Annotated in this window: 16 protein-coding genes; 3 read left to right on the plus strand and 13 right to left on the minus strand. The window is 38.7% G+C overall.

The window, feature by feature from the left end; translation table 11 throughout:
* Nucleotides 1-67 precede the first annotated feature (67 nt).
* The 10 genes from nhaB to QUE09_RS06960 form a co-directional block, all read right to left on the minus strand.
* A complete protein-coding gene (gene nhaB, locus QUE09_RS06915) occupies nucleotides 68-1,657 on the minus strand; it encodes a sodium/proton antiporter NhaB (protein ID WP_286235469.1) in 1,590 nt (529 codons plus the stop codon).
* Between the two features lie 193 nt (nucleotides 1,658-1,850).
* Nucleotides 1,851-3,572 (minus strand): Na(+)/H(+) antiporter subunit D, encoded by a 1,722-nt coding sequence (locus tag QUE09_RS06920; RefSeq protein ID WP_286235470.1) that lies wholly within the window; start codon nucleotides 3,570-3,572, stop codon nucleotides 1,851-1,853.
* Nucleotides 3,565-3,822, minus strand: a complete 258-nt coding sequence (locus QUE09_RS06925) for a hypothetical protein (protein WP_286235471.1) — start codon at nucleotides 3,820-3,822, stop codon at nucleotides 3,565-3,567. The genes QUE09_RS06920 and QUE09_RS06925 overlap by 8 nt, the downstream gene beginning before the upstream one ends.
* Before the next feature lies 1 nt (nucleotide 3,823).
* Complete coding sequence (locus tag QUE09_RS06930) at nucleotides 3,824-5,332, minus strand: monovalent cation/H+ antiporter subunit D family protein (RefSeq protein WP_286235472.1); 1,509 nt, start codon at nucleotides 5,330-5,332, stop codon at nucleotides 3,824-3,826.
* Nucleotides 5,329-6,834 carry a monovalent cation/H+ antiporter subunit D family protein gene (locus tag QUE09_RS06935; protein WP_286235473.1) on the minus strand — a complete coding sequence of 502 codons (1,506 nt, stop codon included), beginning with the start codon at nucleotides 6,832-6,834 and terminating at the stop codon, nucleotides 5,329-5,331. Before QUE09_RS06935 ends, QUE09_RS06930 begins: the two co-directional genes overlap by 4 nt.
* On the minus strand, nucleotides 6,834-7,190 hold the full coding sequence (locus QUE09_RS06940; protein ID WP_286235474.1) for a cation:proton antiporter subunit C: 357 nt from the start codon (nucleotides 7,188-7,190) through the stop codon (nucleotides 6,834-6,836). The genes QUE09_RS06935 and QUE09_RS06940 overlap by 1 nt, the downstream gene beginning before the upstream one ends.
* On the minus strand, nucleotides 7,187-8,167 hold the full coding sequence (locus QUE09_RS06945) for a DUF4040 domain-containing protein (protein WP_286235475.1): 981 nt from the start codon (nucleotides 8,165-8,167) through the stop codon (nucleotides 7,187-7,189). Before QUE09_RS06945 ends, QUE09_RS06940 begins: the two co-directional genes overlap by 4 nt.
* Nucleotides 8,167-8,499 carry a monovalent cation/H(+) antiporter subunit G gene (gene mnhG / locus QUE09_RS06950; RefSeq protein WP_286235476.1) on the minus strand — a complete coding sequence of 111 codons (333 nt, stop codon included), beginning with the start codon at nucleotides 8,497-8,499 and terminating at the stop codon, nucleotides 8,167-8,169. Before mnhG ends, QUE09_RS06945 begins: the two co-directional genes overlap by 1 nt.
* 22 nt (nucleotides 8,500-8,521) lie before the next feature.
* A complete protein-coding gene (locus tag QUE09_RS06955; protein ID WP_286235477.1) occupies nucleotides 8,522-8,788 on the minus strand; it encodes an MrpF/PhaF family protein in 267 nt (88 codons plus the stop codon).
* Nucleotides 8,785-9,261: a Na+/H+ antiporter subunit E gene (locus QUE09_RS06960; protein ID WP_286235478.1), complete on the minus strand. Its 477-nt coding sequence runs from the start codon at nucleotides 9,259-9,261 to the stop codon at nucleotides 8,785-8,787. The genes QUE09_RS06955 and QUE09_RS06960 overlap by 4 nt, the downstream gene beginning before the upstream one ends.
* A gap of 860 nt (nucleotides 9,262-10,121) precedes the next feature.
* Here QUE09_RS06960 and QUE09_RS06965 point away from each other — a divergent pair.
* Nucleotides 10,122-10,637 carry a hypothetical protein gene (locus QUE09_RS06965; protein ID WP_286235479.1) on the plus strand — a complete coding sequence of 172 codons (516 nt, stop codon included), beginning with the start codon at nucleotides 10,122-10,124 and terminating at the stop codon, nucleotides 10,635-10,637.
* 26 nt (nucleotides 10,638-10,663) lie between these two features.
* Here QUE09_RS06965 and QUE09_RS06970 read toward each other — a convergent pair whose 3' ends face one another.
* Entirely contained in the window at nucleotides 10,664-11,092 is a 429-nt protein-coding gene (locus QUE09_RS06970) for a helix-turn-helix domain-containing protein (protein WP_350226391.1), read from the minus strand.
* 92 nt (nucleotides 11,093-11,184) lie between these two features.
* Here QUE09_RS06970 and QUE09_RS06975 point away from each other — a divergent pair, with 92 nt between their 5' ends.
* Both QUE09_RS06975 and fadR read left to right on the plus strand, forming a co-directional pair.
* Complete coding sequence (locus tag QUE09_RS06975; RefSeq protein ID WP_286235480.1) at nucleotides 11,185-12,606, plus strand: MFS transporter; 1,422 nt, start codon at nucleotides 11,185-11,187, stop codon at nucleotides 12,604-12,606.
* Between the two features lie 161 nt (nucleotides 12,607-12,767).
* Nucleotides 12,768-13,478 carry a fatty acid metabolism transcriptional regulator FadR gene (fadR, locus tag QUE09_RS06980; RefSeq protein WP_286235481.1) on the plus strand — a complete coding sequence of 237 codons (711 nt, stop codon included), beginning with the start codon at nucleotides 12,768-12,770 and terminating at the stop codon, nucleotides 13,476-13,478.
* Between the two features lie 37 nt (nucleotides 13,479-13,515).
* On the opposite strand, the gene QUE09_RS06985 is transcribed toward fadR, so the two are convergent.
* Both QUE09_RS06985 and QUE09_RS06990 read right to left on the minus strand, forming a co-directional pair.
* Entirely contained in the window at nucleotides 13,516-15,027 is a 1,512-nt protein-coding gene (locus QUE09_RS06985; RefSeq protein WP_286235482.1) for a SpoVR family protein, read from the minus strand.
* 27 nt (nucleotides 15,028-15,054) lie between these two features.
* On the minus strand, nucleotides 15,055-16,332 hold the full coding sequence (locus tag QUE09_RS06990; protein ID WP_286235483.1) for a YeaH/YhbH family protein: 1,278 nt from the start codon (nucleotides 16,330-16,332) through the stop codon (nucleotides 15,055-15,057).
* Nucleotides 16,333-16,347: the final 15 nt, after the last annotated feature.

Raw genomic sequence — 16,347 nt, forward strand, 5'->3', positions numbered from 1 at the left:
CGATGGTTGATGTCATCAGCCAAAGAGTAAAAAAATATTAAAAAAAAAGCGCCAACTGGCGCTTTTATTAATGAGCGTTAGTAATCGGTTGCTTCGTTTCAACCTTATGATGGGAAATAATACCTGCGTCGTAAAACGCTTGCGTTTTATGCTCGAGTAATCCTGATGATATTGTCAGTAACCCTACAATTGTTAGTACAATTGTGTAGGGGAGAGCCATAAGCACCATTCTTCCGTATGATAGTCTTATTAGAGGTGCTATTGCAGAGGTCAACAAAAATAAGAAAGCAGCTTGACCATTAGGCGTTGCTACACTTGGTAAATTTGTACCTGTATTAATGGCAACGGCAAGTAAATCAAACTGATCGCGCGTAATAATACCAGCTTGTAACGCTTTTTGTACTTCTGAAATATAAACTGTACCAACAAATACGTTGTCACTTACCATTGATAAGAAACCATTTGCTAAATAAAATGCGACTAATTGCATATTACCTTCGAAAGTTAATACCCAAGTGATAACAGGTGTAAATAGTTGCTGGTCAATAATTACTGCAACTACAGCAAAAAACACTGCAAGTAATGCGGTAAATGGCAATGCTTCTTCAAAAGCATGACCGATTTGATGTTCCTCTGTAATTCCAGTGAATGATGTGGCAAAAATAATCACGGTTAGACCGATTAATCCTACCGCGGCAAGGTGCAGTGCTAAACCAATGATTAACCAAACACCAACAATCCCCTGCATAACCAATTTCATTTTATCTTTTTTAGTGCGTTTTTTAGATTGCTCTTTTTCGTAATCAATGAGAATTTGGCGCACACTGTCGGGTAATGATGAGCCGTAACCAAACCATTTAAGCTTTTCAAGTAAAATACAAGTAATGATCCCCGAAATAAAAACAGGAATGGTAACAGGCGACATGCGAATGAAAAACTCAATAAAATCCCAGCCAGCTTGTTGACCAATAATTAAATTTTGTGGCTCACCAACAATTGTGCAAACGCCACCAAGGGCAGTACCTACACCCGCGTGCATCATTAGGTTTCGTAAATAGGCGCGAAAGTTATCTAGGTCGGTACGTGAAAGCTCTTGTACACTTTGATCACAGGTGTGGTCATGGTCGTGATGGTGGTTTTCTTTACCTGAAGCTACCTTGTGGTAAACCGCGTAAAAGCCAACAGCTACAGCGATGATCACAGCAATGACTGTCAGAGCATCTAAGAATGCTGATAAAAAGGCACTACTGACACAAAAGAGTAAGGAAACGGTTGTTTTAGAACGAATTTTAGTAACAATTTTAGCAAAAAGAAATAATAAGAGGTTTTTCATAAAGTAAATTCCAGCGACCATAAAGATAAGCAGGAGTAATACTTCTATATTGACTTGAATTTCATGCATCACCTGTTCTGGACTGGTCATGCCTATGATTACGGCTTCAATAGCGAGTAATCCACCCGGTTGTAATGGGTAACATTTAAGTGCCATTGCAAGAGTAAAAATGAATTCAAGTACTAATGCCCAGCCTGCAAGATAAGGACTGATTTGGAATAATATTGGGTTAATAATAAGGCAAGCAATGATGGCTTGCTTATACCATCTAGGAGAGTTTCCTAAAAAGTTTTGGTAAAACGCACTTAGTGCAGATTGATTCATTTCGTGAAAGCCTTATTTCTAGTTTAGCTAAAAAATCGGCAGTTTTATAACAGGAGAATATATTTGATGCAAAGATTATTTTCTTCTAATTTAATGTTTCTTTGAGGGAAATGTCATTGTAGCCGCTCTTGCTTAAAATCGAGTTAAACAAAAAAGCTCCCTCATGGGGAGCTTTTTATTAGGTGCGCTGAACTTAGATATAGTAAAGGACTAAATAGGCTGCAAGTAGAATAGCTACCCATACAACCATAGTTTCAATCGGCCAAAGCCTTGCAAAATAACCTTTAGGTTGTTCTGTTTCAGCATCATATGAACGTTGTATTAAATGTTTAATAGAGGTAATAACCGCAATTTCCATACGTTGATAAATGTCGTTTACTGTACAAGCAACGCGTTTGATTACATTTGGCGCTAGTTTTCGATAAAACCAATCTGCATCCAAGTTAGTCGAAGGTAGTTCTGGTGGATACATATTGCGCTTGTTAAGCCATACGAAGGCAAGTGCAGAGAAAAACAGCAATTGTAATTGTGTGAGCACGTGCGTTAAATCATAAGGCTGATAGCTTGCTTCCCACGGCAGTAATGCATAAACCGTTTGTGCAGGAAAACTACCAATGACAACACATGCGACCGCCGCTATTGTCATGGCAATTAACATGTTACGAGGTGGTTCGGTTGTTCGAATGCCTGAATCATGGGCAAAGAAAGCGAAATAAGGGATTTTAATACCAGCATGATGAAATACACCTGCAGCAGCGAAAAGTAATAATAACCATACAACATCATAGCCTTCAGCAACTGCTGCGCTCATGATCATAGATTTAGACACAAAACCGCTAAATAGAGGGAACGCTGAAATAGATGCTGCACCTACAATACAGAGAATGGTTGTTTTGGGCATACTTTTATAAAGCCCACCTAACTCTGAGCCATTTATTCGACCTGTCATATGCAGAACAGCACCCATCGTCATCATTAACAGACCTTTAAATATGACATCATTAAAGGCATGAGCAACAGCACCATTTAGTGCGACAGCAGTACCAATACCAACACCTACAATCATAAAGCCGATTTGGTTAATCAAGCTGTAAGCAAGTACTCGTCTAAGGTCATTTTCTATTACTGCAAAGAAAATAGGGAAACATGCCATGGTTACACCTATCCATACTAACAACTCTGTACCTGGATAGCCTCGAGCGAACGCGTAAACGGCTACTTTAGTGGTAAAAGAAGCTAAAAAAATCGTTCCGGTTGGCGTTGATTCTGGGTATGCATCTGTTAACCAGTTATGGAAAAAAGGAAAGGCACATTTTATGCCGAAAGCTAAAAATATTAGCCAAGCACCAATTTGCGCAACCCCTTGATGTTCTAGCCCAATTTCAGTAAACAACAGGCTGTCATTTACTTGCGCAAAGATAAGTAAGCCCGCGAGTAGCATTACTCCTGACAATACTTGAATGATCAAATAGCGTAGGCCAGAAGAGTAGGCTTTATCCGTTCTTCTTGCCCAAATGAGAAATACAGAGGTAAGTGCAAGTAACTCCCAAAAAATAAATAACGTTAGTAGGTCACCGGCGAACACTGCACCAACAGCACTGGCAGCATAGGCTAAACCTGCAACATGTTGAATGGTATCTTTAATATGAATAGCATAAACAATAGCGATAAAAGACGCGATATGAAAAAGGTAACCAAACATTAAGCTAAGTTTATCTATTTTAACGGGTTCTAAGGCATACCCCATAAACTCTAATGACCAAAAGACACCGATATCAAGCCCATATAAATTTAATGCACCTATGGCAGGAGCAATTAACATAATGGTGTTGCGTAGCCAGCCACGCAAAAATATTGCGGCAATTGCCCCGATTAATAAGGGTAGAAAAGGTGGAAGCATAATTAGGTTATTCATCGTAATAATCTTCCTTACGCATGATTAGTTTTCTCATTTCCTTGGCAATTAACACCAAAACCACACAGCCAATAAAGCCATAAATGGCGTAAAAAGCAGGAATGTTTTCCCAATCGTGGTAAATGTGACGGTGTACGATAAAGTCGACTATCACCAGTAAGGCGCAGATAACGTAAAATACTTTTAGCATTTTATCGATGTTTTTAGGCTTGTCGAAGAAGCCGTCTTGTTCATGCTTTTGCTCAGCCATTTTAACCTTCTCCATTAGTAGCAACGCCCGGAATAAGATTGATTAAGTCAATCAAGGGCTGAGGATAGAAAAATAGTATGATACAGCCTAATGACGTTATCCCTAACGCAATTAACATTGGCAATGGTGCTTCTTGTGTTTGTTGCCAACTCCAAGGCTGATCATCTGCACTTTGTTTATTGAAGAATGCTTTGATCGGAATCGGTAAAAGGTAAGCTATATTAAGTAAAGAACTTATCATTAAAGTGGCAACAATAAAGAGTTTGTCTGCTTCTAACGCTCCTACCGTTAAATACCATTTACTCCAAGTTCCGGCCATTGGTGGTAGCCCTATTATACTGATGGCGCCAATAGTAAATGCAGCCATGGTTATTGGCATTTTTTTACCTAACCCAACCATATCGGATATGTTCTTTTTATGGCAAGCAACCATAATTGCACCTGCACAAAAGAAGAGTGTGATTTTACCTACTGCATGCGTCGCAATATGCAACGCAGCACCAGCGCTAGCGATAGAGGATGCTAGTAGGGCGCCAACAACAATGTAACTTAATTGGCTCACCGTTGAATATGCTAGTCGTGCTTTTAAGTTATCTTTGGTCATTGCGATACATGATGAAAGTAAAATAGTCGCAGCGCCGATGTAAAGCATAATGTCTGTAGTGGCTAACTCTTTGAGGTTGTCTAAACCAAAAATATAAATAACGATTTTTAGAATACTAAAGACACCAGCTTTAACCACTGCAACCGCATGTAACAAGGCACTAACGGGGGTTGGCGCAACCATAGCAGCAGGTAACCAGCGGTGGAAGGGCATAATCGCTGCCTTACCTATACCGTAGCAAAATAATACTAACAATGTAGCCATGGCCACTTTATTGTGAGAGTCATTAAAAACACCACCCGCCTGGAACGTCAGATTTTCTGTTAGTGCATAGGTACCAAGTACAGCAAAAAGTAGAAATGCGATTGATGTGCCTAATAAAATACCCAAATAAACACGACCACCACGTTTAGCTGCATCAGTACCTGCGTGCGTCACTAGTGGGTAGGTTGATAATGTTAATACTTCATAGAAAATAAAGAGGGTCAGTAAATTTCCGGAGAAGCAAATAGCCATTACAGAACTAATTGCCAGTGCAAAACAACAAAAGAACCGCGTTTGGTTGCTTTCGTTATGTCCTCGCATATAACCAATTGCATAAATGCTCGTGACGATCCATAGAAAACTTGCAACTAAGGCAAATAGCACGCCAAGCGGTTCGACAGAAAAGCCTATCGCCAAACCTGGAAATAGATCAATTGCATTTTGTTCTAGGGTAATACCTTGAAAAGTATAATCAGTTATCGCTAATACTACGGTAAAAAGAATGGTAGCTGTTATTAAGGTTATTGTTTCTCTTACGTTAGGATACTTACCAGCTGCAACAACAAGTAATGCTCCGATAAAAGGTATCAATATTGATAAACCGATAAGCTGAGATGGTTCTAAATTTTGCCAGAGGTTCATAATGCGCCCTCCGTTGGGTTATATCCTTGGAATAACGATTTTGCAGCGCTTTCTGCAGCTTCAACAGTCAAACTGGTATCTATACCAAAATATATATTGGCAAGTACAAGTATCCACATTGGCACTAGCATAAGTAATGGTACTTCTTTAATTTTGCTTGCACCTTGAGATTCTGGTAGCGGTTGAAAATAAGCGGCTTCAATGACGCGACCAATATAGACAACTGCCAATAAAGAGCCTAATAGTACTAGTGCTGCTACAATCCATAATCCTTGTTCTAACGCTGCGGTGACTAAATACCATTTGCTCACGAACCCCACGGTTAATGGCACACCAATAATACTTAATCCGGCTAACGTAAACGCTGCCATGGTGAGTGGCATTTGCTTTCCTAAGCCTTTAAATGCCTCTATTTTCACTGAACCCATGCGATAAAATACTGCACCTACAGCCATGAATAATGCACCTTTCATTAGTGCGTGGTTGAAAATATGGATAAGCCCCGACATTAGTCCTGTCACACTCACTAAGCTAATGCCAAGTATCATGTAACCAATTTGGGCAACACTACTATAAGCAAGTAAGGTTTTTACATTGCTTTGTACTGTTGCCATGTAAGAGCATTTAAAAATAGCGACGATTGCTAAAATCATCAAAATTGTGTTCATACCCATATCGTCGAACACATGGGCGGCACCAAAAACAGTAAAGATAAACCGTATCATCACATAGACGGCTACCTTAGTTGCAGTACTCGCTAGAAATGCGGTTACCGATGATGGCGCATGTGTGTATGCGGCAGGTAACCACATATGTAATGGAAATAATGCTAGCTTTAAGCTAACACCAACCATGATAAAGGCAAGGCCAGTATTCAAGGTACGATTGCTATCATAGGCTGCTATTTTTACAGCAAGGTCAGCCATATTAAGTGTGCCCGTTTTCATATACAGCATGCCAACGCCAATTAAAATAAAGGTTGCACCGATGGTGCCCATGACAAGGTATCTAAAGGTAGCGGTTAAACAGCGTCGATCAGAAGCTAAACTCACCAGTGTATAGGTAGCTAAAGACGATATTTCTAGGAAGACAAACAGGTTAAAAGCGTCACCTGTAATCAAAATACCTGATAACCCCGTTAAACATAATAAATGAGCCGTATAGTAAAGCGGGTGTTTGTTGATGGTAATTTCTTTTGCAACGCTGTCTTTGGAATAGATAAGTACGAGGGTTGACATTGCGCTGACCGCTAGTAACACAAATGCGTTTGCGACATCTACTTTAAGCTCTATCCCCCAAGGTGGTGGCCATCCACCTAATGCATAACTTAATGAGCCAACAGAAAGAGTCGTTGTTAATAATTGCCATGATGCGATACAAGATAATGCACTTACAAGTGTTGCAAATGCCCACGTGATCAATGAACGCCCAAGTAATAGCGCAATAGGCGCAGCGATTAGAGGCAGTATTATAGGTAAAGCTGCTAAGTGTTGTTCAATCATCAGATAGCATCATCCTTGTTTTCAAATTCATTTTCTTCCACTGTTCCGTATTCGTCTTTAATACGAACAATAAGTGATAATGCCACTGCCGTCGTTGCAACACCTACGACAATTGCCGTTAAAATCAGTACATGAGGTAAAGGGTTTGAATATTGTGTCGCACCTTCTACAACTATGGGGGCAGTACCTCCACTTACTTTACCCATAGAAATATAAAGCATGAAAACCGACGTTTGAAATATGTTTAGACCAACGACTTTTTTGACTAGGTTGTTTGCTGAAATAACAATATAAAACCCTGTCATCATCAAGAAAACGACGATCCAGTAATTGTAGTAGTCTGAAATAAAACTCATTGAATATTAGCCCTCTCTGCTTGGCTACCAAAGGCGTAAAAAATACTGAGCATTACAGCAAACACTGTAATACCAACACCAAGCTCTATGATAATAATGCCGTAATGTTGACCGTGTAATGGATTTTCAGCTAAGTAGTTGTAATCGAGAAAGTTACCACCCATTGCCATACTATATACGCCGACACTGGCATATAGTAGTACGCCCAGTGCTGCCATGAAGCGCAAAAACTTTGGTTCTACGACTTTAAAGGCGCTGGGTAACCCAAAGACTAATGCATATAAAATAAAGGCCGCAGCGGCAATAACACCAGCTTGGAAACCACCTCCAGGTCCAAAGTCGCCATGAAACTGAACGTAAAGCGCGAATAAAATAATCATTGGAATGATTATTTTCGCGACAACTTGTAACACAAGGTGAGCTCTTAACCCTGATTCAGGGTTTTGATCAGCCTCTCGTCTTCTCACTCTTAATAACGTTAAAACACCAATAGCAGCAGAAAATACAACCACCGTTTCTCCTAGCGTATCAAAGCCACGATAACTTGCTAACACCGAAGTCACCATATTTGGCAGGCCAACTTCTTTCGGCGACTCTTCAATATATCTCGGTGCTACGTGTTCATGAATAGGGTTATCTGGGTGCCCAAATGGAGGCATATCGAGCGTACCGTAAATTAATGCGGCTCCGGTCACTAGCACAACAAGTAATGGTAAGACTTTGGAATGCGGGTTCTTTTTCTCAGTTCGCCCCGTTAAGGCTAGTGTTCCTAACATTAAAACAGTTGAAATTCCGGCGCCTACTGCTGCTTCTGTGAAGGCTACATCTACAGCATCTAAACTCACGAATATCAACGCAGATAAAAAACTGTATATACTAAACAACATAACAACAGCGAATAAATCTTTAAGAAAAATAACGCGTAATGCTGTTAATGCTAGCATTGCAAGTAAGACTAAATCGATTAATAGTTCCATTAACCTTTATTCTCCTTATTTTTTTGCTGTGCTTTTTCAGCCATAGAGAGCAACCCACCGTGCCTTGCAGATTTTGCAAGTACATGTGAAGCGGTAGGACTTGTGATTAACAAAAATATTAAGATAAAAGTTAATTTAGCCGTATTAAGGTCTAAATCAGTTTGTAGTATTAGACCACTAAGTACGAGAATTGCTGAAATGGAATCAGTAACACTAGCAGCATGTACACGGGTAAAGAAGTCAGGAAACTTAAATAAGCCGTATGCACCGCTTAACCCGAAAAAGGCACCAGAGATAAGCAAAGCACCACTAATAATATCTAGTAAAAGCATAATTAACCCTTGTAGGTGATTATTAATCGATAGTTTCTGTGTATTCGAAAAAACGAAGTACAGCCACCATGCCAATAAAATTAATGAGTGCGTAAACAATAGCGATATCTAAAAAATCTGGTCGCCCCATTAGATAGCCAACTACTGCAATAAATAATACCGTCTTGGTGCCAAACATATTTACACCAAGAATACGGTCATAAACGGTATCCGCTTTAAATGCGCGAGCTAATGCCATTGCCATTACAACTAACATTGCAATACAAACAGCAACGAGAACAGGTGTCATTCGTTTTCTCCCCAAATGATTTTTAGTTTGTTTTCCATATCACCTTTTCTTAATCTATCAATTGATCTTTTTTGAAGGGCATGAACGGTTAATTCGTCTCCTTCTAAATCAACGCTGAGTGTTCCTGGTGTTAAAGTAATAGAATTAGCATATAAGACACGAGTGTTGTGAGGGATTTTCTCGACACTTATTTTCGATAAGGATGGCGATATATTTTTGCTAGAGCCCCAAATAAGCTTAGTAACGTGGTAACTAGAGCGTATAATTTCGCTAATTAACCATAAAAAATAGCGTAATATTCGTTGGCCAGTACTGACTTGCTTGGGTTGCTGATCGACATTATCCATACGCTTTATAACGATGAGTACAACGGCAACAGATATTGCGCCAAAAGAAAGCAATAAAGGTTGAAAGTAACCTGATAACATTAACCAGAATCCAAAAAGTAATATTGCCCATTTTAACAGATGCATATTTGAAACCTTTATTTTACCTATAAAACCGAACTGCTGTTTTAAAATGTATTCTTATTATATCGGGTACGAGCGCTTATCTTGTCAGCATCTAAACTCTTAAAGAGATGCTATCGCTCTACATTTTATTTATGAATACGTTAAATACTAAAACTTCATAATCTTTAACTTTCAACATCTTAACTTAAGTAAAATGGAAATACACATTTTTCAAATTAAGTGATGTAATGTTGATAGATAAATGGGTAAGGGCATACAAAGCTTGTAAACTTATACCCGTACAATCGTTGTTACTCTTTAACTGTAGTCGTAACGTTCATGTTTTGTCGTCGAAGGTTTATCGTCATAATATTTATATTAGTTATTGTAAATTATACGAGTTTTCAGTTTATGTCTAAATTTGCTGTTTGTAAAATGGAACTGACAATAATCCCCTAACGCACGATACATTTTACTTAATCGTTTTGTGACTACTTTTCATTTATTACCGCATGTGACGTACGTAGCGCTGCCTATATAAACGTTTTAAAAGTTGATGTGAATTTACCTGCGTTATGTGAATGCGTTGTATATATAATTTGACGCAGTGGGCTAATGACAGCAATTTGATGAATATTATTTTTGGCTCAATTTTATATCTTGGCAATCTAAGTGCTAGATATTTCAACACCTTCTAACGTAAATTTTTGAGTGTAGAGAAACGCTCAAGCTTTTATTCGACCCAGTAACGCCCTTAGATTTCTCAAACGATATCGATAATTTATATCAATTAGGTAATGTGGAATACTTAGTTCTTGACCTAAAGTTAACTTTAAGTTGTAGAGTGTTGCTGTTTAAACCCAAATATGAGGAAATATTTAATGAGCAATAACTTAGAAAAAGTGACTAGTGAGATTAGTGCTTGTTGGGCAGGGTTGAACTCTGAGACAACTACTGCTGTTCGTGACTTATTAATAGCGCTGACAAAAACATCTGAAAACGAAGCGTGGCTTGATGAAATAATAAAAGAGCAGCCTGCAGCAAAACTACTTTACAGCGATCCTAAATATGGCTTTTTGCTTTTGGCACATTCAGAAAAAAAGGATACCTATCGCGTACCACATGATCATGGTATGGGCTGGGTATTTTATGCTGTTCAGTCAGGGCAGATGGAAATGGCTACTTATAAACAAATAACGGCTTCAAACGGTAAGACGGATCTAGTGTCGCGAGGCAAAGAGATCATGAATGCTGGACACTGCAAAGTGTTTTTACCCGGTGACATTCATGACACCTTGTGTCTTTCAGATAACTTTATTCAATATCGGTTAACGAGCAGTGACTTTAAGGAAGAAATTGCATCAGGACGAATGACTCGCTTTTTAAATAAAAGATAACTGTACTTTGCTTAAAACATGGCTCATCAATTAATTTGATGGGTCTTTTTCTTGTGTCTCGCCTGATCTTTTCCCGCTAATCGCATCAGTTTTTGAAATTTTGGGCATTCAGAATGTTTGTTTGCAGAACATTGAGCGGCATGCTCCAAACAACGCTGAATAGCAGTAAGTTGCTTGACGTGCTGTTTAATTTCTTGTGCCTTTTCGAGCAATTGCTCTCGATTAATTTCAAACTGCCCCTTTTTCGTGAGCATTAACTGAATATCTTCTAAGGTAAAGCCCGCGCGCTGTCCAAGCGCTATAAAGTCAAGTTGTTCAAACACGTATTCATCGAATAAACGTTTTAGCCCATTTCTTCCAATAGATTTAATTAAGTTCTTTTCTTCATAATATCGAAGTGTAGATGCTGGAAGGCCAGATTTTTTTGCAAGCAGTGCTATATCGATAACGCTCATTTTTACACTTGACCTCAAGTTAACTTTAAGTGATAGCCTGAGGCTACCTGTTGATATTAACGAAGTCAACTTTTTACATGTATAGAGAGAATATGAAGATAAATCGCGATAGCGGAAAAGCCGCTAGTGCAAGAGATGTTAATGCTCAATGTGGAATTATGCTGTGTTTAGCCATTACTCTTTTCATACCCACATTGGCGATGAGTATTATAAATGTAGCGTTACCAACATTGGCTATTGAGTTTGATGTCCCTATTCAACGATTAAACTGGATGGTTACTGCTTACCTGTTATCTATTGCTATTTTAGTTGTAAGCGCTGGCGCAATGGGTGATCAATTCGGAAAGAAAAGGGTACTACGTTACGGATTGGGATTGTTTTTAAGTGCTTCCGTACTAGGTGCATTTAGCACTCAACTATGGATGCTAATTGCTGCGAGGTTACTACAAGGTATCGGAGCAGCATTGGTACTAGCGCAACTTTTTGCACTGGCAGGGGAGATCTTTCCTAGCAAAAAAACGGGTAGCGTGATGGGACTAATGGGCGCTATAGCTGCTTTAGGTACTGCACTAGGCCCTGTTTTAGGGGGATTAGCGATTAAGTACGCTAATTGGCCATCTATTTTTTGGCTTATGCTTCCATTGGGCGCTAAAGCATTGCTTTTGTGTGAACGTTTTATACCAAAAGATAAGCTTGTTAAAACTGATATCACTGCCTTTGATTTTCATGGTTCTTTACTGCTAGGGCTTGCGTTAACATGTTATGCGTTATCTATGTCACTGCTAGGTTTGTACACAATAAAGTTCGTTGTTTTATTTTTACTGATAGCGTTTGTTTTTCTCTTCTTATTTTTACGCAGTCAGAGAAATAATCATTCAGCACTTATTCGGCTTTCTCTTTTTAATAATCGTTTGCGAAACTTAACACTTATCGCAAGTTTTGTGGTTGATGCAATTGCAATGTCTACCCTGATAGTGGGACCTTTTTATCTTACTTATGTACTTGGTTTACCTGTGGCTAAGATTGGTATGCTTATGTCTTTGGGTCCATTGATGGGGGCGATATCTGGTTACCCTGCGGGGTGGTTTGTCGATCGCTACGGTACTAAAATAACGATAAAACTAAGCTTATTATTGATATCTGTAGGAACACTAAGTTTTGCTTACTTTCCTCTTTACTATGACGTTTATGGCTATATTGCCGCATTAGTTATATTAACACCTAGTAGGCAGTTGTTTCATGCAGCGAACAATACATTTGTTATTGGCAGCGTATCGTTAGTAGAGAAAGGGCGAGCTTCCGGTTTGATCAATTTAGTTAGAAATTTAGGCTTGATGACCGGAGCATCGGTAATTGGTGGTATTTTTAGTTTACTCCTTAACGTAGAGGTGATTTCTAAAGCGTCTATAGAACAATTAAAATACGCTTATTCCTTAACGTTTAGCTTGGTATTCTTTATTGCAATAACGGTATTTTTCAGTGTCCTTTTCGTTAATGTTAAACCGTCGCAATAATGTGTGATTGTTAGCAGAAAACTAGCATATTGTTCCTGATAAACATATCGTTTGAGTGTTGCGCTCCTTTTGAAGTGTTAAACCTTAATTATCTAGTTGTACCAAAATATTCTTCTGGTACAATCAGTTCACTTTTAATTATCGGTGTTGCGTGGAGCCTTATGGTTATTAAAGCACATAGTCCAGCAGGGTTTGCTGAGCAGTATATTGTCGAATCCATCTGGAATGGGGGCTTCCCTCCAGGTTCAATTTTACCAGCAGAACGCGAGCTTTCTGAATTGATAGGTGTGACTAGAACAACACTTAGAGAAGTACTTCAACGATTAGCGCGGGATGGTTGGTTAACGATAAAGCATGGTAAACCGACTAAAGTTAATAATTTTTGGGATACCTCTAGCTTAAATGTGCTCGAGACGCTTGCACAATTGGATCAAGATGGCATTCCTGATCTTGTTGATAATTTAATGTCAGCGCGTACCAACATCAGCGCAATTTATGTCCGCGGTGCAATTCGTAATAACCCTGAAAAAACAATAGAGTTGCTTGAAGCTTATAAAGAGATTGAAGATACCGGTGATGCCTATGCCGAGTTTGATTATCAGCTTAATAAAGAACTTGTAGTCGCATCGGGTAATCCGATTTACTTATTGATATTGAATGGTTTTAAAGGGCTATATTCTCGTATTGGTAGTTTGTATTTTTCGCATCCTACGGGTAGAGAAATATCACGTGCATATTACGATAAACTAATCGAATTGGCGAAAGCAGGTAAGTTTGATGATTCGGTGTTAACAGTACGTAAGTATGGTGTAGAGTCAGGAAAACTTTGGCTAGATCTTAAAGAAGATGTATTGAAAGAGCTTTCTGCCTAATTCAATGTACTTCATATAACTTTCAAAAAAGCGAGCATTAGCTCGCTTTTTCGTTTTCTACATCGGGGCATTGCGCAATTATTTGCTCCTTTCCTTGTTTTTCTGAGACTAATTTTACATCAAATTGCCATAGGTAATGTAGATGTTTAACGACTTCATGACAGGAATCTGCTAAGGGTATATCGTTGTGTGGTGTATACTTAAGTGTTAAAGAACGATCGCCACTGATATCAGCATTGGTAATTTGAATATTTGGTTCAAGATTACTTAAATTATATTGATTAGATAGTGTGGTTCTTAACGTTTGGTAACCAGGATCATTATGAATGGCTGCAATTTCAACATAGCTTTCTTTTTCATCATCATGTACAAAGAAAAGTTTAAAATCGCGCATTAACTTAGGTGATAAAAATTGGCTAATAAAGCTTTCGTCTTTAAAGTTTTCCATAGCAAAATGCACAGTCTCTAACCAGTCACTACCAGCAATATCCGGAAACCATTCCTTATCTTCTTCAGTTGGTTCTTGGCATATCCGCTTAATATCCATAAACATATTAAAGCCCAGTGCATACGGATTAATCCCAGAATAATAAGGGCTATTATAGTCTGGTTGGGCAACAACATTGGTATGGTTATGTAGAAACTCAATCATGAATTGATCACTGACTAATCCTTCGTCATATAAATGATTCAAGATAGTATAATGCCAAAAGCAAGCCCAGCCTTCGTTCATTACTTGTGTTTGTTTCTGTGGATAAAAGTATTGAGATATTTTACGAACTATTCTAACAATTTCGCGTTGCCACGGTTTTAATAATGGCGCGTTCTTTTCGATAAAATATAAAATATTTTCTTGAGGCTCTTTAGGAAAGCTTTCTCTATTTTTACTCACTTTTTGCTTATCAGTGGGCAGCGTGCGCCACAATGTATTTACTTGAGACTGCAAATATTCTTCGCGTGCAGTTTGGCGTTTTAGTTCTTCTTCTAAAGAAATCTTTTGTGGTCGCTTGTAACGATCTACCCCGTGGTTCATTAATGCGTGACAAGCATCTAAACAGGATTCAACGTCATCGATACCGTATTTATGCTCACACTTGGCAATGTAATTCTTAGCAAACAGTAAATAATCTATGATGGAACTTGCATCGGTCCAAGATTTAAAAAGATAATTCCCTTTGAAGAAACTATTGTGACCATAACATGCATGAGCCATGACGAGCGCTTGCATTGTAATGGAGTTCTCTTCCATTAAATAGGAAATACAAGGATCAGAATTAATGACGATTTCATAGGCTAAGCCCATTTGTCCACGTTTATAAGTTTGCTCTGTTTGTATGAACTTTTTCCCATAAGTCCAGTGGTTATATCCGATAGGCATGCCAACACTTGCATAGGCATCCATCATTTGTTCAGCGGTAATAACTTCTATTTGGTTTTTATAGGTGTCTAACTTGTAATGTTCAGCAACACGCGCAATCTCAGTTTGATACTGTTCAAGCAACTCAAAAGTCCAATCAGGACCATCGGGTAACATTTTCTTTTTAGCCATTATATCGTCCTCCACTTGCGCGTTGTGTTAGGCAACTTGCTGTGTATTTTTCTTAAATAGCTCTCTAAATATAGGGTAGATATCTTCCGCTGATTTTATATGTTGCATGGCAAAGTGTGCATTAGCTTTTGCTACTTTTTCATATTGGTGCCATAGTGTTTGGTGAGCACGTTGAGTAATTTCAATATAAGAAAAGTAGCGGCAAACAGGCATAATTTTCTCCATGAGCAATTGGTAACAATGAGGAGAGTCATCGGCCCAATTATCTCCATCAGATGCTTGTGCGCCATAGATATTCCATTCTCTAGGGTTATATCTGTCGTTGATAACATCCATCATCAGTTCTAAGGCACTTGAAGCTATAGTGCCTCCAGTTTCTTGCGAATAAAAAAACTCTTGCTCGTCTACTTCTTTCGCTTGCGTATGATGACGGATATAAACCACATCAATTGTTTTATATGTTCGAGTTAAAAATAAATAAAGCAGTATATAAAAACGTTTAGCGATATCTTTGGTTGCTTGATCCATTGAGCCTGATACATCCATCAAGCAAAACATGACAGCTTTCGAAGTAGGCACAGGTTGACGAGCATAGTTTCTAAAGCGTAAGTCAAAGGTGTCGATAAAAGGTACACTTGCAATTTTGTTTTCAAGCGCCGCGATCTCTTTTTTCAACGCTTTTACTTTAGTAACATGGTCTAGCTTATCAGCAAGAAGTTCCTCAAGCTGCTGTTTAAGTGCCTTTAATTGTTTGCGCTTTGAAGAGGTCATGGCAATGCGTCGTGCAACTGAGCCTTGTAATGATTTGACGATATCAATATTTGCGGGAACACCTTCTGCACAATATCCAGAACGCACCGTTTTATAGTCGATCAATTTATCCAGTTGATTTTTTTCTAAGTTTGGCAGCTCGAGATCTTCAAAGAGTAAGTTCAAATACTCGTCTTTAGAAATTGAAAACACAAAGTCATCTTCACCTTCGCCACTATTGCTTGCTTCACCCTGTCCTGTGCCTTGACCGCTTTGTTGTGGTGGACGTTTAATACGATCACCTGTCGAATATTGATCATTACCCGGGTGAACACGATCTTTTACGCCACCTTTTCCTTGATGAAATATTGGTTCCGATAAATCTTTTTTGGGAATAATAATACTCTCGCCACTGTCAGTATCGGTGACGCCGCGTTTGTTGATTGCCTGTTCAACTGATTTTTTAATTTGCGATTTATATCGACGTATAAATCGCTGACGGTTAACAGAACTTTTGTTTTTTCCATTTAACCGACGATCAATAAAGTTTGCCATGGTTACAACTCCTGC

Source organism: Thalassotalea sediminis, from assembly GCF_030295915.1.
GTDB lineage: Bacteria > Pseudomonadota > Gammaproteobacteria > Enterobacterales > Alteromonadaceae > Thalassotalea_C > Thalassotalea_C sediminis.